Genomic DNA, 20,462 nt, shown 5'->3' with positions numbered 1-20,462 from the left:
ATCTATCAAGTAATAGCAAGACAATAATGTTTTTAATCTAGCTCAAATTTACGGGCAGTTATTATGATAAAAATAACAAGACCACTCCTTTAACTAATAATAATTTGGGGTGGTCTTAATTCATCTATTTGCAGGGTTGTAAAACGCCAGCAATAATTTAACTAACTAATCAAAATCCCATTTAAAGGAAACATCAAAAGCAATGCCTTTCGTTTCACTACGAAATAAAGTATCAGAAAACTCTATTTCTTTACTTTCATCAAGTAGGTTTTGTACTTTGAATTTTAACGTTGTTGAATAGGTAGGATAGTAGGTATATACCATATCAAGTGAATGAAAAGGTTGCTCATACTTATCATCTTGCCCTTCAATACCTGGGATAATAATACGTTCACCAAAGACATTATAAGCCATTGTCACCGAGTGATTACCATTTGGCGCATCATAACCTAAATTGAGATTAACCACATATTGCGAGTGGCCAGTCATTCGACGCGTCGGATTAGTAATCGCGGCAGAAACCCCAGTTTGCTCAACAACGCGTTGCGTGTTGATGTTTATTTCAGAGTCACTTAAGGTTACGTTACCTGATAAGAAAAAGTCGTTACCATTCATACCAGCAAAATCACCCAAAAAGGCAAAATCTTTCATAAACTCTAGCTCAATACCATAAACTTCGCCGTCGTCTGCATTAGCAATAACGATAAGCGGAGGGCCATCTTGGCCTGGTGATTGTACTGATTCAATCGGATTTATCATATCTTTGTAGAATAACCCTACTGACAAGTTTTCTCCCGTATCTAAGTACCATTCCCAACGTAGATCGTAGTTTTTAATATCCGTGGTTTCTATACCAGCAGTGCCTCGAATAGGATATCCAGTTAGCGGGTCAAGGTAAGTTGATGGCGCAACCTCGCGAATATCTGGGCGTATTGTGGTTTCACCATAAGATAAACGAAACTGTACAGCTTCACTCATCATGTAAGTAAGCGCTAACGCCGAGTATATATCATCTTCTTGAAAGGCTAATTTCGATAAATCTTCTTCTGTTGGTTGTGGTGGTAAATCAAAACGACCGGTTGCGGGATCTAAAGGCGCGACGACTTGACGGTAATCTTCCCAGCGAAAACCGCCACTGATACGCCAAGTATTGTCAATAAACCAATCTGCCTCAAAGTAGTAAGCATCGGTCATTTGTGCTGAATAATAGTCATCGCCCATTACAGAGGTGTCACGTATAACCGTTTCACTGCCTTGTAATGGCTGATTGAGAATAATATCGTCTGTTAAAATATCATTCATTTTATTACCACTAAGACTCAGTTCTTCAAAGGCTAAGGTATTAACATCGATACGTCTGGAAAAAGCGTCACGGGTTTTTTCAATAAAATCACCACCGAACTTAAGCTCTACTTCTGATTGCGAAAAAGTTATGGGTAAAGATAGGTTAAAACCGCTGTTTTCTACTTTATCTTCCAAGTCCTGAAAAGAATAACGGGTAGCGGTTGAAGCCTTACGTAAACTACTTTCGTTAGTAAGATCAAAAGTACCATCCTCGTTTTCGTCACTGAGTATGTAGCGCGTAGAAACATTACCCGGTGCGTAACGACTTGAACGAGCGTCTGAATATTTCCAATCAAAACCTATGTTCCACAACCATGGCAGATTGTGAGTACCACGAACCTGATTAGCGATCATTTCGCGCTCTTCGTAGCTAACGTCACTGTCTCGAATGCGCAAACCGTCACTGAGTAATACATTGTTAGTATTACCCAGTTTGTCTTTTATTTCGTCGGCGGTATCACGTAGCACAATGAAACTGTAATCAAGGCGATGATCTCGGTCATACTCTACACCTAAGTTCAGCAGACCAGACCATTTTACTGAATGTTCAGTTGAGGTAACTTGGTCAAAACCTCGTACTAAACTCCATGAATCATCGGTGTTATTACGAAAATCTTGACCTTCGTATAATTCACTTACTTGCCATTCATTGTCATAGGATAAAGAGGTTAAATAACCCCAGCGATATTTACCCTGTTCAAATTTATCACCGAGCGCAATATCAAGGCCAAAATCTGGGGCGATATTTTCTTTAACTGGATCGTAGTCACGATTAAGCTGCGCGGCTATTGCACGGTTTTCATCTTGACTAATATTTTTTAATGGACTGTAATTTTTCCATAATTTTTGTAATGTTTTGGGTGCTGCGCGAGTTCCATCATCTTGGCCACGCCAATCATCACTGCCACCATTGTAGCTGTAACCATCGTCAAAATTTTCACTATTGCCACCTAAATTTCCAGAGATATTAAAAAGGAAATCTGTTGGAATACTTTTTAAACGGATATCAACATTACCGCCACCAAAATGGGCAGGCATTGAAGGTGAGTAGGATTTTTGTACCGATAAAGACTCGATAATTGACGCTGGAAATAAATCCAGAGGTATAACACTACGTGTCGGATCTGGGCTGGGTACAGCGGCACCATTTAACTGTGTGCTTGAGTAACGTTCGCCTAAACCACGTACATAAATAAATTTACCATCAACTAATGTCACACCGGTAACACGTCGTAATGCGGCAGCGGCATCGCTGTCGCCGGTGCGTGAAATTTGCTCTGCACCTAAAATGTCGGCGATAAAGGCTTGGTTGCGACGCTCTTCAATAATAGCGCTCGCCGTACCTTTTAATCGACTTACCTTAACAACAACTTCTTCAATAGCTTCATCTTCTGCTGATGTTTGCTCCGCTACTGCTGATGTCGCTGCTAGGCTTGTTATTATCGCTAGTGCTAAGCCACTTAATCGTAAACAATTATTTGGTTTGTTTACCTTGATTTGCTTGGCACTATGCATTAATTTTTTGTTCATCGTTAACCTCGATAGAGTCTCTGTGCTTGCTTTAGATACGCTTTTACTGCTTTGCTAATCGCTTGCATCAGTTAGGTTGATTGAGTATTTATTAGTTATGCTGAAATAAAAAAACGAACACTGATTATTGGAAAAAACAGTGTTCGCCTTCAACGTCTAATTATTCTTCAAGACCTACTGTCCATCCTGCTGTCCAGTTTTTCGCTTTCGTTACGGCACCGACATGGTCAGCATTTTCAAAAAAGCTGTTACCGGTGAAGTCTTTAGGTGTTGTGGTATCGATGGTGAAAATGCCTTCTAATACCGCACTTGTATTTGCAGCCGTACTGTTTTCGGTATTATCGTTAATAAACCAGCTCATTAAATCAAAGGTTGCATCACTAGAGTCTTTAGAATCTTTAAACGCTTCATCACAAGCCACAACTGAGTTGCTCATTAGCGTATCACCAGATTTTGCTTGATCTACCGTTAAGCCAGCTTCCAACTCAACACATTCGCCCATGCCTGCAGGACCTGTAACAACAAAGTTATGAAGTTGTGCTTTCGAGCCTTCTCGTAGATAAACACCTTCAGAGTCTTTATCTGCAGTGTCAAATGTATTACCAATAATGGTCATGTTGGCAATACTTGGGTTTGATTGTGGTAGTTTGTTTGGTGTTGAGCCGTCGTTGTCACCTTCAATACCACGGTTTGCTTCACCATTTTGTGGGTCATGCTTAACGAGTACGTATTGTAAGTTGCCACGAAAGCCATTATCCCAATCAACGCTGTCATCTTTATTAGAGGTTAAGACCACGTATTTAAGGTTAACCGTGCCACCAAAAAATTCGATACCATCATCAGCATTTTCATGTACTTGAATATATTCGACTTTGGTACCAGAACCAACACCACCAAATGTTATCCCGTTCAGTTCGTTGTCTGGTGCTATTTCATAACCTGCATGCTTAACAACGACATAACGTAATGTACCTGAGCTGTCAGCATCGTCTGTGCCGCCAAAGACTGCGCCATCTTGAGCACCTTCAATTTGAAGTGCACAGTCACTGCCATCCGTTGGACATTTATTTGATGTCGCATTACCCAATAACACTATTCCACCCCATTGACCCGCACCTGTTTCAGCGCCGGTCAAATCTTGACTCGATGTAAAAGTGATAGGTTTTGAGGCTGTGCCATTTGCTTGAATTTCTGAATCACGACTGACCACTAGGTAATCGCTACCTGAACGACCATAGATGGTTGTACCGGCTTCAATCGTCAGTGTTGCTGAGTTAATTTTATCACCACCAACAAAAACAGCGCCGTTTAGAGCATAAATATTATTAGCGGTTAACGTTAAGTTATTAGCAATAACACCGCTTAATTGACAAGTAATGTTTGAGCCATTGACTGAAGAAATTGCCGATGTACCTGTCGGACAACCTTGTGTTTCTGCCTGAGCGGTTACTACACCACCACCGTAACCAAAGGCCCAACCTTCACGCCAATCGTTACCCGCGTTGTCAGCACTGTCAAACGCGCCAATGTAATCAACGGAGTCAAAAAAGGCATTTTGTGTATTAGCGACATCTTGTCCGGCATTATCAGCAACGAGTGGCGAGTTAGCATCGGGAATACCGTTTTCATTAATTAAGATAGAACTACTAATACTGTTGGATGCTTCTGCACTGAACCATGCTTCGAGGTCAAGCAAGACACTACCGTCTTCCGCTTTAGCATTTTTGAAATTTTCACTATTACTACAGGCCATAACACTGTTTTGCATAACAATTTTACCACTGTTAGCATTATTAACGGTTACAGAGCTCGTTGCACCACCTTCAATTTCTAAACATTCCCCCATTTCACTGGTGCCGGTTACCACCGTATTAAATATTTTTGCTGCGGTTCCTTCGCGTAAGTAAATACCTTCTGAGTCTTTATCTGCACTGTCAAAGTTATTACCCACAATCGTCAAGTTAGCGATAATTGGCGCTGACTGTGGCTCTTTATCAGGAGTAGAACCATCGTTATCCCCTTCAATACCACGGTTTGCTTCGCCGGCATTTTTAGCATGTTCGACATAAATATGTTGCAGCATACCTTTATAACCATTGTCCCAATCGATACTGTCATCTTTGTTTGCTGTTAAAACTAAATGCTTAACATTGACCGCACCGCCAAAAAATTCTACGCCGTCATCGGCATTTGAATGTACTTGAATATAATCAACCGTTGTTCCTGAGCCAACACCACCAAACGTTATACCATTAAGTTCGTTGTCAGGCGCAATTTCAAACCCTGCATATTTAACAACAAGGTATTTTAAAATACCTGAATTGTCTTCCCAGTTTGAGCCACCAAAGACTGCACCTTCTTCAGCTCCTTCAATTTGAAGGGCACATTCACTACCATCAGTAGGACATTTATTTGAAGGAGCATTACCTAAAATAACTACGCCACCCCATTGACCAGCTGTTGTTACTTCACCCTTAACATCTTGCAGTGAGGTTAAAATAATAGGTTTAGTTTTTATGCCTTCTGCCATTATTTTTGCGTCGCGGTGCACAACGACATAATCACCACCTGATTGTCCAAAAAGAACAACGCCGGGCTCTACGGTTAGCGTTGCTCCTGCCATCACTTCTAAAGCTCCACTAATAGCATAAAATACCGGCTTGCTATCAGCACTGGCGACTAAAGTCATATCACTAGTAATTTTTCCATCAAGCACTTGTACAGCAACATCAAAACCTAAAGCTGTTGAAACATCTTGGCCCAACACCGAACTAGACTTACCCGGTAATTCGGTCACAATTGGGTCAGTTGGAGCAGGGTTAGTGATGGTTGTATCGCCTACTGAGTTATCTACTTGAGATGAAAGTTTAATATCGCCACCACCACAACTGGCTAAAGTAATGGCACAAGCTAGCGTACTGATTTTAAAGAGTGAATTTATTTGCATGTTAGTCTGCTCCGCAGAAATTATTAGAATAAAGTTGCGGCTATGCTACTAAGGTTAAATGACAGAATTGTTGAAGTAATATGTAGTTTTTATTTAAGAAAAATTACATAAATGTTACATAATAAATTTCTAATACTGATATCGCTTAACTTACTCACTGATCTGTTAACTCTTCAAAACTAAGCTTTTAAAGCTGAACAGATTGAGATACGTTGTTGAATGCGTTAACGTGAGTAAACTCATAATTTATCAAGAATGTACTATGATGTATTTTAATAATCCTTGGTAATTCAAAGTGAGCACTTAACATTATCATCTAGTATTTTTTCATCCTAACTTTTAACAGCTCAGCCCCAATTAATGAAAGGAAATTGCATATGAATGACAAAACAACAACGACAACTGGCAAATGCCCAGTAATGCACGGCGGTGCAACAAAGAGCAGTATGTCCAATATGGGATGGTGGCCAAAGGCACTAAATCTTGACATTCTTCATCAACATGACAGTAAGACTAATCCTATGGGTGCGAATTATAATTACCGTGAAACCCTGAAAGATCTTGATATGGCTGCTCTTAAAACAGATATGCATGCCCTCATGACAGATAGTCAAGACTGGTGGCCTGCTGATTGGGGACACTATGGTGGCCTAATGATTCGTATGACTTGGCATGCTGCCGGCACCTATCGTATCGCGGATGGTCGCGGTGGTGCAGCGACTGGCAATCAGCGTTTTACGCCAATAAATTCTTGGCCAGATAACGCCAATTTAGATAAGGCCCGCCGTTTGCTGTGGCCTATCAAAAAGAAATACGGTAACAAACTTAGCTGGGCTGATTTAATTGCTTACGCTGGCACTGTTGCTTATCAATCTATGGGGTTAAAAACCTTCGGTTTCGCTTTTGGTCGTGAAGATATTTGGCAGCCAGAAATTGACACATATTGGGGCGCCGAAAAAGAATGGCTTGCACCAAGTGGTGGAGAAGGCAGCCGTTATTCTGGTGAGCGTGATTTAGAAAACCCATTAGCTGCGGTAATGATGGGGCTAATATATGTTAACCCTGAAGGTGTAGACGGCAAGCCCGACCCCCTTAAAACAGCGCATGATATTAGAGTAACGTTCGAACGTATGGCAATGAACGATGAAGAAACGGTTGCCCTAACGGCCGGTGGTCACACCGTCGGTAAATGTCACGGCAATGGTGACGCTTCGCAAATAGGACCAGAGCCAGAAGCTGGAGATATTACTGAACAAGGTCTAGGCTGGAACAATAAAACCAAACGTGGCATTGGTCGCGATACCATCACCAGTGGTATTGAAGGCGCATGGACTACACATCCTACTCAATGGGATAATGGTTATTTTTCGATGTTGCTTAACCACGAGTGGGAATTAAAGAAGAGCCCAGCGGGTGCTTGGCAGTGGCAACCAATAAATATTAAAGAAGAACATAAGCCTGTTGATGTTGAAGATGCAACTACACGTCAAACGCCTATTATGACTGATGCCGATATGGCGATGAAAATGGATCCAGCATACCGTGAAATTTCAGAACGTTTCTCTAAGGATCCTGAATATTTTTCTGACGTTTTTGCCCGAGCATGGTTCAAACTCACTCATCGCGATATGGGGCCAAAGGCACGTTATATCGGTAAAGAAGTCCCTCAAGAAGACCTTGTTTGGCAAGACCCTGTTCCCGCCGGAGCCACAAGTTATGATATTGACTTGCTGAAAGATAAAATAGCAGCGAGTGGTTTAAGTATCAGCGAAATGGTTGCAACCGCTTGGGATAGTGCACGAACCTACCGTAACTCTGACAAACGTGGTGGTGCCAACGGCGCACGCATTCGCCTTGCTCCACAAAAAGATTGGCAAGGTAACGAGCCAGCACGTCTTAGCAAAGTACTTTCTGTGCTAGAAAGTATTGCCACAAGTAGTGGTGCAAGTATCGCTGATATCATTGTTTTGGCAGGTAATTTTGGTATAGAACAGTCCGCAAAAGCGGCTGGTTTTGAAGTCACTGTTCCCTTCTCACCAGGGCGTGGTGACGCAACAGATGAAATGACGGATATTGACTCCTTCGAGGTACTAGAGCCCACTCATGATGCTTATCGAAACTGGCTAAAAGCCGACTATGTTGTCAGCGCAGAAGAACTGATGCTTGACCGAAGTCAGTTAATGGGACTCACCGCGCATCAGATGACCGTGTTAATCGGTGGTATGCGTATGCTTGGCACTAACTACGATGGTACAAAACATGGGGTGTTCACCGATCGTGAAGGTGTACTTTCTAACGATTATTTTGTTAATTTAACAGACATGAATTATACGTGGGAACCTGTTAGTGATAACCTCTATGAGATGCGCGATCGTCAATCAAATGAAGTAAAATGGACAGCAACACGAGTTGACCTTATCTTTGGTTCTAACTCAATTCTTCGTTCATATGCTGAAGTTTACGCGCAAGATGATAACCAAGAGAAGTTTGTTGTTGATTTTGTTACAGCATGGGCGAGTGTGATGAACGCTGATCGCTTCGATTTAGTCTGATGATTAGCTAAAATTTCACGCCGCTATTTACCGCGGCGTGAATTATTAATCTAGCTAACTTAGTAAGTAGCGACTTAAAAGTATTGCACCCGCAATACTTTTTTTTAGCTATAAACTCTTCAATCTAATAGCTGGAATGACCCCGTATCCTTCAAAGCTATCACTTGAGCAGTAAGTCATTGTATTAGCAATGATTTTTTAAGTTTACCAGCGTTCTACACTCCATTGCACGGCCATAATCGCAATTAATATAGAGCCAACAGGTAGAACACCTCTCGTATAAAACGTGGTATTACGTAATAAAATTAATATCGGCAGTAAAATAACAAGTATCGCTAACTGGCCTATTTCAACACCAAGATTAAAGGCTAGTATACTCAGTAATTGTTGATCCGCAGGTAAGCCTAATTCTCCTAAGACACCAGCAAAACCCATACCGTGCAGCAAACCAAAGGCAAAGGTTAACCAAGCTAAACGTAAAACTACTGGCCAAATATTATTGAGTGCCGCAAATAAAACCGATAACGCAATGCCCAGCTCTACCCAACGACTGCTTGGACTTAACCAGCCTAAGGCGGTCGCTGTTAACGTTAGCGAATGAGCCAAGGTAAATGCACTTACGATCCATACGGTGTTAGTCAAAATAGTTTTAACACTTGATATAGCTTGCCATTTTTTATCTTTTCGCTGTAGCACCGCCGGCAATAACAAGGCAAACAAAAACAGGATATGGTCTATACCGATCCAAATATGTACAACACCTTGATAAACAAATTGTGTAAAGGTCGTCCAGGCACTACCTTTGCTCAAATCTATGGTGATTTTTCGAGTGCTGTCATCTAACACTAAACTGTGTAAGTGGTTACCATCACCAATATTTAGAACCACCTCATGGCTACTATCTAAAGAAAATATTGCGCTGTAGGCAATTTCTAATGGGCCACTGATTGGGCACTGACCTGAGAAATCAGTAACAGCGAAAGCTTCATTGGCATGATCTTGCAAACGCTCCATAATCTCAAAACGTAAGTTACACCTTAAATTTTCACGACTCAATAATAAATGCTCAGCCAAATAGCTAGCAATCTCAGCTTGTCGACTCTTGACCTCTCCCCAGGTTAACTCACCGTTGGCATTTATATCCAAGCCAACAGCTAATTCTAAATCAGTCAAACTCAATTGCCATTCGCCACTGATACGACCGGTGTCGTCGATTTCGGCAATAATGTAACTGGTACTCAATTGATGAGCGACGACAGTATTGGCCAGTAATAACGATAGGCTTATTAGCCCTATTTTTAACCACTGCTGCATATTTTTATCTCACTACTTTTACGGTTTATTAAGGTTTATTGTGTTGAGGTGTAGCTTAAATCTGAGGCTTTTTATCAGGTGATTCTTTAAATGCTAAAGCACGTTTGAGCAAGCGTTCATCCGAGCCCAGCTTAGCTTGTTGCCAATTAATTCTCGCCCAATAAAGCGCCTTAATAGGGTTAGGAACAATATCGAGATAATATTGAGCTATATCTGCAGCATGAGCGGTATCATTTCGTTGCAAACGTATTTCGATACGTTGGGTTAGTCGCTGCTGCCATACGCCATTAGTTGCCTTAGTTATTTGTTCGGCAAGGGTCAAACGTAATAACAAAGCATCATCAAAACTATCACTTGCTTCAACGATAGGTCCTAATGTATCTAAAACAATTTGGCCTTGTTGTTGTGCTAAATAAATATCCGCCCACAGCGCTAAATAACTAACAGGGGCCTGATTCAATGGGTAGCCTGACAAATGGTCTATGGCTTGTTGTGTTAGCTGCTGACGGTGAGCAAGATCAGCTAAAATTTGATTAAGCCATACCTGTTGGGCGATAGGTATATCACCCGCAAGCTTAACGATATTTCTTAACTGTTGGTAACTTTGAGCAACTTTGCCTTGTTCAGCACTAACCTCTAGCACGCAGGCGCTACTGACAAATAAACTGCCCTGCCCCAATACTTGTAAACAGGCACTTTTCGCAGCGTCAAGATCACCTTGTACCATGTGTATATTGGCTTTCATTAACCAAGCAGCGACGTTGTCTGGCTGATATTGAAGTATCTGAGTCAGTAATTGTTGGGCCTGATTAAATTGATGGTAATGCTGTAAGACGGTTGCTGAATAAAATTGTAGCTCTAGATCATTAGGGTTAGCGACCAACAAGGGTTTCAGTAAAGCGCCAGCACGGCCATAATAACGACTTGCTAAGCCAGGCTTACTTGCGTCATTGAGCAGTTGGGCGATAAAAATCTTTGGCTGTTGTGCAGGTTTAGGTACCGTCCAGCTAGCAACGATACTTTGATTTGATTTGGGCACATAACTTTCTGAATGCACAGGCGATGAAGTGGCAATAAAAACCAAAAATAACAAGGGGCTAATAAAACGAAGTGTTGGCATATCATTATCCATAAAAGGGCGCCTTCCTTGGCGCAGTCAAGATGGTTCTACTGTTGAATCAAGTCGTCGTATGCTGCTGGTTCCTCAACATCTTGAATAAACGCACGACCATTTACGGCCAAGGGTTTATCGCTTGGTTGCTGACTAAAAGCTGCACGACTATAACTGGCAAATGACACTTCCAGCGCTTCAATCGTAATATTGATTGTACCGCTAACAGGATAATTAATTCCATCAGAGGCAGTAAAAGTAAAGCTGTCACTTCCTGTCACTTCAGCATTAGGCTGGTAAGTGAAACTACCATTACTATCAATGGTGACCATTCCTAGCATCGGCTCTTGGTCTAAGCTAAAAGTCAACGTGTCACCATTTTCATCATTTGCGCTTAACATGTCAGTGATAGGCGTTTCTGTTTGAGTGATCAAATCGACCGATATCGTAGTCGGTGATGCGTTTTTCGTAATAGGTAGCTCATCGACATCATTATTACAGCCTGAAACTAGCATGGCGGCCGCTAAACTTAACACGACCCCTTTAAGCTTAAAGACTTGACTAAGATGAGATGCTGTATTTCGTTTACTATATAACATAATAGTGTTCCTTATTTAGAGCCTGGTAAAGGCGTTGCTAAGTATGGAAAGCTAGTATCCATCATAGAGGCATTACTTGGCGCACCATCAGTAAAGGGTACATTACCAACACTTGCATCTTCTGGTGCACATAAGCCCAAATCTGTATCTGTGCCATTAACAGGAATTGGGTAACATAAACGACCCATAACAACACGAAGGGCAATATCTACCACATCATCTCCTGGTCGGCGACCATTTGGAAAACCAGCTAAATCGTCACCAGCAACACCAAACGATGACTGCATATCGGCTGCCACTGCTGCAATACCAGTATTTAAGCGTAGCATTTCAGCTGCGGTCACTGTTGATAACTGATTAACACCTGGGAAACCCGTTAAAAATGCGGTAACTAAATCAACCCTAGGGAAATTAGTGGGTGCCAACGTTTCGATATTTGCACCTAAAGTGGTATTAACTGCATCTTTGAACAATATATTCAGCAGTTCAGGTAGCGTTGGATGAGTCACATAATCAGCAAACTGACCATCTGCACTTGGATGAGAACTTGAGAACTTATCTTTATCGGCCAAACCAATAACCAATTCATTCACTAAAGGAGAGCCAAGACGAGAAACTTGCGTCAATGCACCACCATTTACTTCAGTGTTATCAAAGCTAGCATTAGGATTCAAAATTCTAGCCTGAGGCAAACTTGCCGTAGTCCAACTACCGATAACGCCATTACCTGTGCCTGTTAAACAAGCTGTCGGTACTTCAATAGCGATACTAGTAACATTTTTGTCAGCTAAATCATCATTACTTGCTGATTGTGTAATACCACCGGGGAAGCCATCGCCATCGCCTGCTCCAGGAGCACTGTCACCTTCAACAGGAACAAAGTTCACTAAATCAAAAACTTTACCTAAATTAACCGCAAATGCGTCTTTACGCTGACCAACAAATACTTTTGCTGGTGCATCACAGCCAGGTATAGCGGCTGAGTATATATGACTGTTAGCATAAGCTGAATACTGCTCAGCGTTGCTAAATGTTTTGTTACCGATGTAATCGAGTGGCTTAGCAAAACTTGCTCCACCCGAAGTACTATTAGTAACAGCAGCACTGGTACCCGTTCGCATTGGACCAGAAATCATATTAACCATGTAGCTTTCAGAGAAATTAGCCGCACTTTTATCTGCCATACTGATGCCGCCAACATTTTTAAGTGGTACACCAACAGATTTCTGTTCTCCTTCAGCGCCAACCATCAAAGCAACACCTGCATTATTGTTGCCTAACATCTGGTTAAAATTAAAAGTAAAGGTTATATCTTCAACAGCATCACCATCGTTATCAATATGAATCGCATAAGTTGCAGCAGGGTCCATAGCGAAATAGTTAGGTCCACCATAAGCATCCTGTAAAGGAATGTAATTTGCGATGAGTGTGACGTAATTGCCACGGCCTTCTTCATAACTATTGAATGCATAAAAGTCTGTTGAGTCGACTGTTGGCATACGTGTGACGTTAGGCGCTTCACGATGGCTTGATGCAGATACAGCTTGAGACAAAGTTGCACTCATTATTGCCGATACAATTAGTGTTAATTTAAATTTTTTCATGACGTTTCCTTTATAATTTATAGTTCTTAATGGTTACTTTCTTGAAAGCTCATTAAGTTAAACGATCGAGATTATGAATTGGATGCAAGAAAAATAACTTATTTACAAATTAATAATTATTCAGCCGAACCATAGTTTCAAATCGTGTTATTTTTACTTTTTATATTGGATAGCGTTGTTGCACTTTTTTTAGGTCATGTCGCCTTAGTCAACTTAATCAACAACAGCTAAGGTAAGCCTAGGTCATAAAATTATAGAATGTCTATTATTTGTCATTTAATATAAACAATATATTTACAAATTATTGACTTTTGTCAGCATAAAACAACAGATAAAAAAAAACGAAACTGTCGTTTCGCTTTTTAATATTCGCAGTAAAAGCTAAAGAGTAACTAAAGAATAACCAGTTCTGAAGTATATAAGACAGTGGTTGGTGAACCATTCGGTGAACCACCTAATGGCTCTAAGCTAACCGCTAAAGCCGCAATCTCAATCTGATCAAATAACTGAGGTTTACTTAAAACTAACTTACCACTTTTAGGTAGCAAGCCTAAAGAAATCGGAGGCCGTCCGTCTGCTGCCACTATCCATAACTGATAATCAGCATCTGACTTAGCTATTAACTTCTTGGTCGCTTGCACGCTAATAGTGTCTGCACCAATTTCTAGCGCCCATAATAAGTCGGCTTGTTCATTACTCATTAAAGCAAGTTGTTGAACCTCAGGCTGAAGTGGTGGTTGAAAGCTAAATAACAACACAGCAAGTACTATCGCAGCCGCTGAAGCTAAACCCGCAATACCTTGCCAAACTCGAGGCTTAGACTTAGTTATTGCCACAACATTACTTTTTATAGGCTGAGCTACAAATCCTAATTGATCTTCGATACGCAGCCAAACAGCTATGTCTGGGGTAACCGGTGGAATTTTTTGCCCTAAGCCGTTGAGGTGTTGCTCCCATGTTTGGGTTGCATCACTGATCGGTGGAAATTGCATCATCAATTTTTGAAAGCGCTGACGAGCAGGGCCACGTAGAGTACCCAGCACATATTCTGCTGCAAGGGCGTTTTTGAGGTTTTCAGATTGATAATTCATGGTGTTAAGCAACTCTGTAAGCTCATAAGACCACGTCTTATCCAGCTTTTAATTGTACCCAAAGGGTTATTTAGGTGTTTAACCACCTCTTGATGAGAACAGCCATTGAAGTAGGCCAAATAAATAGCTTGTCGTTGTTGAAGATCTAACTGCTGTAAACATTTGTCGAGTAAGAGTTGTTCTGAATCACTTATTTTCTCACTAGTATCAAGATCAAAACTTTCATTCTCAATGAGTTCATCCTCTTTTCTAATTTTATGATAACGTAAAATGTCTAGTGCGCGATAACGCACTATGCTGACCATCCAAGTCAACACTGTGCCTTTACCCGTTCTATATTCAGACGCGTTATGCCAAATGCGGACATAAGCCTCTTGCAGAGCTTCTTCGGCTAATTCTTTCCTAGATAACATTTTTAGACAGACTGCATAGAGCTGTTTACTGGTCGCTTGATAAAGTTTCGAAAACGCTTGTTTATCACCTTGGGCTGACGCGCCAAGTAACGCTAAGTGCTGTTCATGTTCCATTATTTATTGCTCTTTTTTTAAGGAAAATTACATATACTCAAAGATAGTAACCTAAACAATGGTGATTTATCTACAATCCTCTTACTAATAATTTTGAACAAAAGTCTAATAAACATAAATAATTTATAACCTATATCAGCATGAATATTGAGGAGATTAATTTATAGGAAGATAGGTGAATATAAGATGGGCTATTTTTTTAGGTATAAAAAAACGGACACTTCAAGTGAAGTGTCCGTTTTTTAATGTGGCGGTGAGCGAGAGATTCGAACTCTCGAAAGGGATAAACCTTTACACGCTTTCCAGGCGTGCGCCTTCAGCCACTCGGCCAGCTCACCAATTTTTTCACTAACAGGCTAATTTTATTGAGATGAATTAGCATGATAATTTTATCTATTAAAGACATTTTAAAACAAGTCTTGACTCGCTACTCAGAAAATCTACTGCGTAAAAAAATAACTTTATAAACACTTTAAACTTATAGACATGCCATAAAATAAAGTTGCGCTATGGTAGGTAAATTTAATAGCCAACACAACTTAATTTTAATAAAAAGAGGCCAACTGATTACTTTACCAGCAAAAAATCACCTTAATGGTTATTTACTGGCTAAAGCGTTGTTAAACGTTAGCATGCGATCCAATGACTGCAATGCACCATCGCGAAGTTTCATGTCTACAAACACTTCTCTGCCTAATGGATTAAGCAATGCGTCTTCTATCTCTTTTAAACCGTTCATTGCCATCCATGGGCAATGAGCACAACTTTTACAGGTTGCGCCTTCACCCGCTGTTGGTGCCTCAAAGAATTCTTTATCTGGGCATAGCTGCTGCATTTTATAAAAAATACCACGGTCTGTTGCGACGATAAACTTTTTATTGGGCATCACTTGAGCAGCTTTAATTAGCTGGCTGGTTGAACCAACAGCATCAGCAAGCTCAATAACATCTGCAGGAGACTCTGGGTGCACCAAAATGGCAGCATCTGGATGCAAAGCCTTCATATCCTTTAACGCTTTGCTTTTAAATTCATCATGAACGATACAAGCACCCTGCCACATTAACATTTCGGCACCCGTTTGCTTTTGAATGTATGCGCCTAAATGACGGTCAGGTCCCCAAAGAATTTTTTCACCTTGCTCATCAAGGTGTTCAATAATTTCTAACGCACAAGAAGAGGTAACGATCCAATCCGCTCTAGCTTTTACCGCCGTTGAAGTATTCGCATACACAACAACAGTTCTGTCAGGGTGCTGGTCACAAAAAGCAGAGAACTCTTCGATAGGGCAGCCTAAGTCTAATGAACAAGTTGCTTCGAGTGTTGGCATAACCACGGTCTTTTCAGGCGTCAGTACTTTCGCGGTTTCGCCCATAAAACGAACACCAGCAATAATTAGCGTTGTTGCTGGATGATTGTTGCCAAAGCGCGCCATTTCTAAAGAGTCGGCGACACAGCCACCCGTTTCTTCAGCTAAAGCCTGAATTTCGGGATCGGTATAATAATGAGCAATAAGTACCGCATTTTTCTCTTTCAATAAAGTTTTAATACGATCTTTATATTGGCTACGTTCATTATCTGAAAGTGGAGCTGGTTTCGCTGGAAATTGAAAATCAAATTCTACGGCTAAATTACTTTGCGACATTATTTATCTCTGATTATCTCTTTAAATACCACGCAATTATACGATATAGATATCGCGATGTGTATAAGACTTTTAACTATTAAAGATTAAAACAAGATAATACAGGATGGTATTTTATTGAGCATGTAACTTTTGAATTAGATATTAATTAAGGATCGTCTTGAAGTTAAGCGTTTATTGTAAGGACTTACTTTAAACCGTGTTTGGCCATAAAAGATTTGACCCTTCGAATCAATCGGCTTAACGATTAAAAGCCTCGGCTTTAGTTTTTGTACTATCTGACTTAAGAATTTAGAAGTGGTCGGCCGTGAAGGATTTGAACCTTCGACAAATTGGTTAAAAGCCAACTGCTCTACCAACTGAGCTAACGGCCGACATATAAACTGTGGTGTTGAGAATCATCATCAACTAATGCAAAAATCACTAACATGCTAATTTTTCATTGTACTTGTTAAGAAAGAAGTTGGTCGGCCGTGAAGGATTTGAACCTTCGACAAATTGGTTAAAAGCCAACTGCTCTACCAACTGAGCTAACGGCCGCCATATTTTCTTTTTTTCGAAATGAATTTCGAATCTTACAAGGTGCTTCTTTTTCTTTATAAGAAATAAACATTATAAAGAAGTGGTCGGCCGTGAAGGATTTGAACCTTCGACAAATTGGTTAAAAGCCAACTGCTCTACCAACTGAGCTAACGGCCGACATAAGTGCTAATTCACACTGCGTTGCACTAGTGCCTCAACGCGACGCATATAATACTCATAATTTTTTTTAGTGCAACCTTAAATTCAACTTATTTCTTATTAATTGACTACTTGCATAAAAAGAAGGCAGTTAGTGTAAGTTATCGTCGCTTTTATGGGTTATAAATTTTCTAACCTAGGTTTTGCTAGTTGAGCCGCACTTGAATCTGGGTATTGTGCGAGAACTTTCTGATACCAAATTTTTGCTGCTGCGTTATTATTTAGCTTTTGTTCAACCATCGCCAACTTCAACATTGCATCGCTTCGCTTGTTTGAGTCGAGGTATTGTTCAACCACTAAATTAAATTCATTTTTTGCTTTGGTGTATTCAGTTTTATTAAATAATAGCTGACCTAACCAATAATGTGCGTTGGGTGCATAACTAGAATTTGGGAACTTTCGATTAAACGCTTGAAATTCAGGGATCGCTTTATCGTATTGTTTGTCTTTTAAAACTAAATTTACCGCGCTGTCATATGCTTGGTTTTCAGTTAAATTCGTTGAATAATTTATTGAAGCGTCTGAAGAGGCTTTTGCTGGGGCTATAATCGCCGCAGGAACGTTATTTTCAGGTTTTAATGCTTCTGTTACCCTACGGTCAAGCTCTTGATATAACTCACGCTGTCGATTCAAAACTTGACTAAGCTGATGAGTATGTAATTCAGTAACACCACGTAATTCATTCACTTCATTTTGAAGTTCATCAAGCTGTCGCTGCACCTTGACTTGGGCACGATTACGAGCATCAAGTTTACGTTCAAGATTAACCAACTTCTCAGCCATTGTTTCTGGTACCGAAGAGGTGTATTGCGATGGGCTACTTTTAATTGCACCCGTCTTGGTTATATCTATAACGGGAGCAGATTCTGCTGCCACTACCGCAAGGGTAGTAACAGCAAAGGACATCCCGAATAAAAATTTATTCAGTTTCATTTCTATCCTTGATTAGTAAACTAATACCGCACGACGATTTTTAGCAAATGCGTTTTCACTACGGTCTTTAATCATTGGCTTTTCTTCACCGTAGCTAACAACACTTAGCTGTGCAGATGAAACACCCATATTTTCTAAATAAGTTACTACCGCTTTGGCACGACGTTCGCCTAAAGCAATGTTGTATTCAGGCGTACCACGTTCATCGGCATGACCTTCAACTAAAACTTTCATGCTTGAGCTTTTGTTTAAAAATTTAGCATGTGCATCTAAAATAGCAGAAAATTCAGTGCTAACTGTAGAGGTGTCAAAATCAAAATAAACGATGTGCTCAGCACGAAGTTTTTCTAATGCTTGACGTTGTTGCTCTTCAATTTCAGCGGCACGTTGTACGGCGCTTACTTGAACATCAGCAGTATTATTTTCAATTACTGAAGACTCTTGAGCATTAGTCGCTACATTGCTTTGTTCATCAGTTTCTGAATTTGAACTACAAGCAGATAAAGCCAAAATTGGCAAAGCAATCGCAAGAGCTTTCACAGTTTTATTCAAACGCATTATAATTGTCCTTATTTTTCTAAAGTTATGTTTTAAATTAATGTTTAATTTTTTATAAAAATGGTGACCAAGCAGGTGCTTTTACTTCACCATCAGCCGCGGGTAAGCGCGCTTTAAATCTTCCATCTACAGATACTAAACTAAGCACTTGCCTATTATTGTGTAAAGTACTGTAGATTATCATGCCACCATTTGGAGCTATGCTCGGCGACTCATCTAAACGTGTTTTAGTCAGAACTTGAAAAATTCCTGACGCCAACTCTTGTTTAGCTAAATGATAATTCCCTCGTGTTCTGTTCACCATAATTAGTTGGCGACCGTCAGGTGTAATTGAACCACCAAGGTTCATTTCACCATCAAAGGTGAGTCGTTTAACACGACCATCGACTAAATTTACGCGATAAAGCTGAGGTTTACCACCCCGTTCTGAACTAAATACTAATGATTTTCCATCAGGGCTCCAACTTGGCTCTGCATCTATCGCTCGATGACGGGTGATACGACGTAGTTTTCTTGTTGCTACTTCCATAACATAGAGCTCTGAATTGCCATCTTTAGATAACATCATCGCAAGTTGATTACCATCGGGTGACCAACGAGGCGCACTATTTATACCAGGGTGATCGCTGATCATAGTACGCTTTCCGGTATAAATATCTATAATATATATTTTTTGTTGGTTATTCTCAAATGTCGAGTACGCTAACTGATTGCCACTTGGATGCCATGAAGGTGACATTAACGGCTCTTTAGAACTCAACAAAACGTGCTCATTAACACCGTCATAATCAGCCATCACTAACTGAAAAGGAAATTCACCTTGGTCTCGCACTATCACATAAGCAATTTTGGTTAAAAATGCACCTTTACTGCCGGTTAACTTTTCATAAATAACATTACTGATGTGATGTCCATAACGACGAAATTGGTCAGCATTAATCTCAAAAGCACCCTCAGCATAAATATGATCAGAAGTTTGAACCAATTCTCCATTGCTTAGCATTTGCGATTGTCCACCGGTGATTTGCCCGCGAATAACATCAACCAGCTGGTAGCTTATTTTGTAACGACTAATACCTATTTGATTAATTTCTCCAACAACAACCGCTTCAACGCCCTCATTTGCCCAAGCTGAATAATCAATGTCTTGATCAGAAAATGGTGTTTGTGGAAAACGATTATTTTTTATCGGGTTAAATTTACCGCTGCGCAATAAGTCTTCACCAATAATAGACGATATATTTTCTGGGAGTGGCTCTAGTCCTGTCCATTTAAAAGGTACAACAGCGATAGGTCTAGCGCTATCAATACCCTCGGTAATGACAATCTCAAGCGTTGCAAATGCACTATTTGAAATCAGTACGATAAAGAAAATGAAGGCTACTTTAAATTTATTCATATATTTTACTATTTTCTCAGTCATGGGTTATTTTTCATTGAATATAAACTGAACCATTAAAATTCAGGCACCACTGTTAGGCTAATCGTACGCATTTCTTTAAATACTTCGGGGTCTTTAGACACAGGTAATGTCCCTGCTTTATAAATAGCCGTCTTTGAAGCGCTACAAACTACTTGGTCCCCTTTGCCAATAACAACGTTGGTTACAAAACCTGATGGTGCAAGACTTATGGTTAATTTACAAGACTTACCTTCCATAGTGCTGCGGTCGGTGATCAAGTTTCCTTGAATGGTTTGCCTTATAAGGGCGGTAAACCGACCAACCTCACTCATTGTTTGCTGATATCGGGCTTGTTGTCTAACCGCCATTTCTTCAGCCATTTGTTGCTCTAACATTTCTTGCTGTCGAGCACGCTCTTGAGCTTCTTGCTCTTTACGTTTACGCTCTGCTGCTTTTTTCTTGAGTAAATCATCGGCTTTTTTGGCTGCTATTTCTTCTTTTAAGCGCTTAGCTTTTGCATCAGCCGTCGCTTGTTCTGCGATTTTTTGTTCTTCTTCTTTTTGTTTG

Annotated in this window: 14 protein-coding genes and 4 tRNA genes; 1 reads left to right on the top strand and 17 read right to left on the bottom strand. The window is 40.4% G+C overall.

Features of this window, described 5'->3' with window-relative positions:
- Positions 1-165: 165 nt before the first annotated feature.
- A complete protein-coding gene (locus H4J76_RS18635; RefSeq protein WP_182231080.1) occupies positions 166-2,859 on the bottom strand; it encodes a TonB-dependent receptor domain-containing protein in 2,694 nt (897 codons plus the stop codon).
- Between the two features lie 175 nt (positions 2,860-3,034).
- Entirely contained in the window at positions 3,035-5,821 is a 2,787-nt protein-coding gene (locus H4J76_RS18630) for a hypothetical protein (protein ID WP_182231073.1), read from the bottom strand.
- Positions 5,822-6,198: 377 nt separating this feature from the next.
- Here H4J76_RS18630 and katG point away from each other — a divergent pair, with 377 nt between their 5' ends.
- Positions 6,199-8,373, top strand: coding sequence for a catalase/peroxidase HPI (katG, locus tag H4J76_RS18625; RefSeq protein WP_182231072.1), 2,175 nt, complete (start codon positions 6,199-6,201; stop codon positions 8,371-8,373).
- A gap of 204 nt (positions 8,374-8,577) precedes the next feature.
- Here the strand turns inward: katG and H4J76_RS18620 are convergent, their stop codons facing one another.
- The 15 genes from H4J76_RS18620 to tolA all read right to left on the bottom strand — a co-directional run.
- Positions 8,578-9,687 carry a HupE/UreJ family protein gene (locus tag H4J76_RS18620; RefSeq protein ID WP_182222838.1) on the bottom strand — a complete coding sequence of 370 codons (1,110 nt, stop codon included), beginning with the start codon at positions 9,685-9,687 and terminating at the stop codon, positions 8,578-8,580.
- A 55-nt stretch (positions 9,688-9,742) separates the two neighbouring features.
- Positions 9,743-10,819, bottom strand: a complete 1,077-nt coding sequence (locus H4J76_RS18615) for a lipopolysaccharide assembly protein LapB (RefSeq protein WP_182231071.1) — start codon at positions 10,817-10,819, stop codon at positions 9,743-9,745.
- Positions 10,820-10,854: 35 nt separating this feature from the next.
- Entirely contained in the window at positions 10,855-11,313 is a 459-nt protein-coding gene (locus H4J76_RS18610; protein WP_404842544.1) for an Ig-like domain-containing protein, read from the bottom strand.
- 95 nt (positions 11,314-11,408) lie between these two features.
- The gene (locus H4J76_RS18605; protein WP_404842543.1) at positions 11,409-12,962 is read right to left on the bottom strand and encodes a DUF4331 domain-containing protein; all 1,554 of its coding nucleotides are present in this window, start codon (positions 12,960-12,962) and stop codon (positions 11,409-11,411) included.
- A 431-nt stretch (positions 12,963-13,393) separates the two neighbouring features.
- Positions 13,394-14,092 carry an anti-sigma factor domain-containing protein gene (locus H4J76_RS18600; RefSeq protein ID WP_182231070.1) on the bottom strand — a complete coding sequence of 233 codons (699 nt, stop codon included), beginning with the start codon at positions 14,090-14,092 and terminating at the stop codon, positions 13,394-13,396.
- Positions 14,089-14,619, bottom strand: coding sequence for a sigma-70 family RNA polymerase sigma factor (locus H4J76_RS18595; protein WP_182218111.1), 531 nt, complete (start codon positions 14,617-14,619; stop codon positions 14,089-14,091). The genes H4J76_RS18600 and H4J76_RS18595 overlap by 4 nt, the downstream gene beginning before the upstream one ends.
- Before the next feature lie 248 nt (positions 14,620-14,867).
- Positions 14,868-14,957, bottom strand: a tRNA-Ser gene (locus H4J76_RS18590).
- A 260-nt stretch (positions 14,958-15,217) separates the two neighbouring features.
- A complete protein-coding gene (nadA, locus tag H4J76_RS18585; RefSeq protein ID WP_182218109.1) occupies positions 15,218-16,261 on the bottom strand; it encodes a quinolinate synthase NadA in 1,044 nt (347 codons plus the stop codon).
- Between the two features lie 298 nt (positions 16,262-16,559).
- Positions 16,560-16,635, bottom strand: a tRNA-Lys gene (locus H4J76_RS18580).
- 90 nt (positions 16,636-16,725) lie between these two features.
- A tRNA-Lys gene (locus H4J76_RS18575) sits at positions 16,726-16,801 on the bottom strand.
- An 83-nt stretch (positions 16,802-16,884) separates the two neighbouring features.
- Positions 16,885-16,960 (bottom strand) — tRNA-Lys (locus H4J76_RS18570).
- A gap of 162 nt (positions 16,961-17,122) precedes the next feature.
- The gene (gene ybgF / locus H4J76_RS18565; RefSeq protein ID WP_083278058.1) at positions 17,123-17,935 is read right to left on the bottom strand and encodes a tol-pal system protein YbgF; all 813 of its coding nucleotides are present in this window, start codon (positions 17,933-17,935) and stop codon (positions 17,123-17,125) included.
- A 12-nt stretch (positions 17,936-17,947) separates the two neighbouring features.
- Entirely contained in the window at positions 17,948-18,493 is a 546-nt protein-coding gene (pal, locus tag H4J76_RS18560) for a peptidoglycan-associated lipoprotein Pal (protein ID WP_070376300.1), read from the bottom strand.
- 52 nt (positions 18,494-18,545) lie between these two features.
- A complete protein-coding gene (tolB, locus tag H4J76_RS18555; protein ID WP_182218105.1) occupies positions 18,546-19,892 on the bottom strand; it encodes a Tol-Pal system beta propeller repeat protein TolB in 1,347 nt (448 codons plus the stop codon).
- A 56-nt stretch (positions 19,893-19,948) separates the two neighbouring features.
- Positions 19,949-20,462, bottom strand: a 514-nt coding sequence (gene tolA, locus H4J76_RS18550; RefSeq protein ID WP_182222850.1) for a cell envelope integrity protein TolA, incomplete at its 5' end; no start/stop codon positions are given.

Origin of the sequence: Colwellia sp. BRX9-1 (assembly GCF_014077195.1) — a bacterium.
Classification (GTDB): domain Bacteria; phylum Pseudomonadota; class Gammaproteobacteria; order Enterobacterales; family Alteromonadaceae; genus Colwellia_A.
Note: the sequence above shows the minus strand (reverse complement) of the source record. Positions and strands in the feature narration are given on the sequence as shown.

Coding starts and splice junctions, on each gene's coding strand:
- H4J76_RS18635 (WP_182231080.1), bottom strand. CDS start 2,859: ATGCATAGTGCCAAGCAAATCAAGGTAAACAAACCAAATAATTGTTTA.
- H4J76_RS18630 (WP_182231073.1), bottom strand. CDS start 5,821: ATGCAAATAAATTCACTCTTTAAAATCAGTACGCTAGCTTGTGCCATT.
- katG (WP_182231072.1), top strand. CDS start 6,199: ATGAATGACAAAACAACAACGACAACTGGCAAATGCCCAGTAATGCAC.
- H4J76_RS18620 (WP_182222838.1), bottom strand. CDS start 9,687: ATGCAGCAGTGGTTAAAAATAGGGCTAATAAGCCTATCGTTATTACTG.
- H4J76_RS18615 (WP_182231071.1), bottom strand. CDS start 10,819: ATGGATAATGATATGCCAACACTTCGTTTTATTAGCCCCTTGTTATTT.
- H4J76_RS18610 (WP_404842544.1), bottom strand. CDS start 11,313: ATGCTAGTTTCAGGCTGTAATAATGATGTCGATGAGCTACCTATTACG.
- H4J76_RS18605 (WP_404842543.1), bottom strand. CDS start 12,962: ATGAGTGCAACTTTGTCTCAAGCTGTATCTGCATCAAGCCATCGTGAA.
- H4J76_RS18600 (WP_182231070.1), bottom strand. CDS start 14,092: ATGAATTATCAATCTGAAAACCTCAAAAACGCCCTTGCAGCAGAATAT.
- H4J76_RS18595 (WP_182218111.1), bottom strand. CDS start 14,619: ATGGAACATGAACAGCACTTAGCGTTACTTGGCGCGTCAGCCCAAGGT.
- nadA (WP_182218109.1), bottom strand. CDS start 16,261: ATGTCGCAAAGTAATTTAGCCGTAGAATTTGATTTTCAATTTCCAGCG.
- ybgF (WP_083278058.1), bottom strand. CDS start 17,935: ATGAAACTGAATAAATTTTTATTCGGGATGTCCTTTGCTGTTACTACC.
- pal (WP_070376300.1), bottom strand. CDS start 18,493: ATGCGTTTGAATAAAACTGTGAAAGCTCTTGCGATTGCTTTGCCAATT.
- tolB (WP_182218105.1), bottom strand. CDS start 19,892: ATGAATAAATTTAAAGTAGCCTTCATTTTCTTTATCGTACTGATTTCA.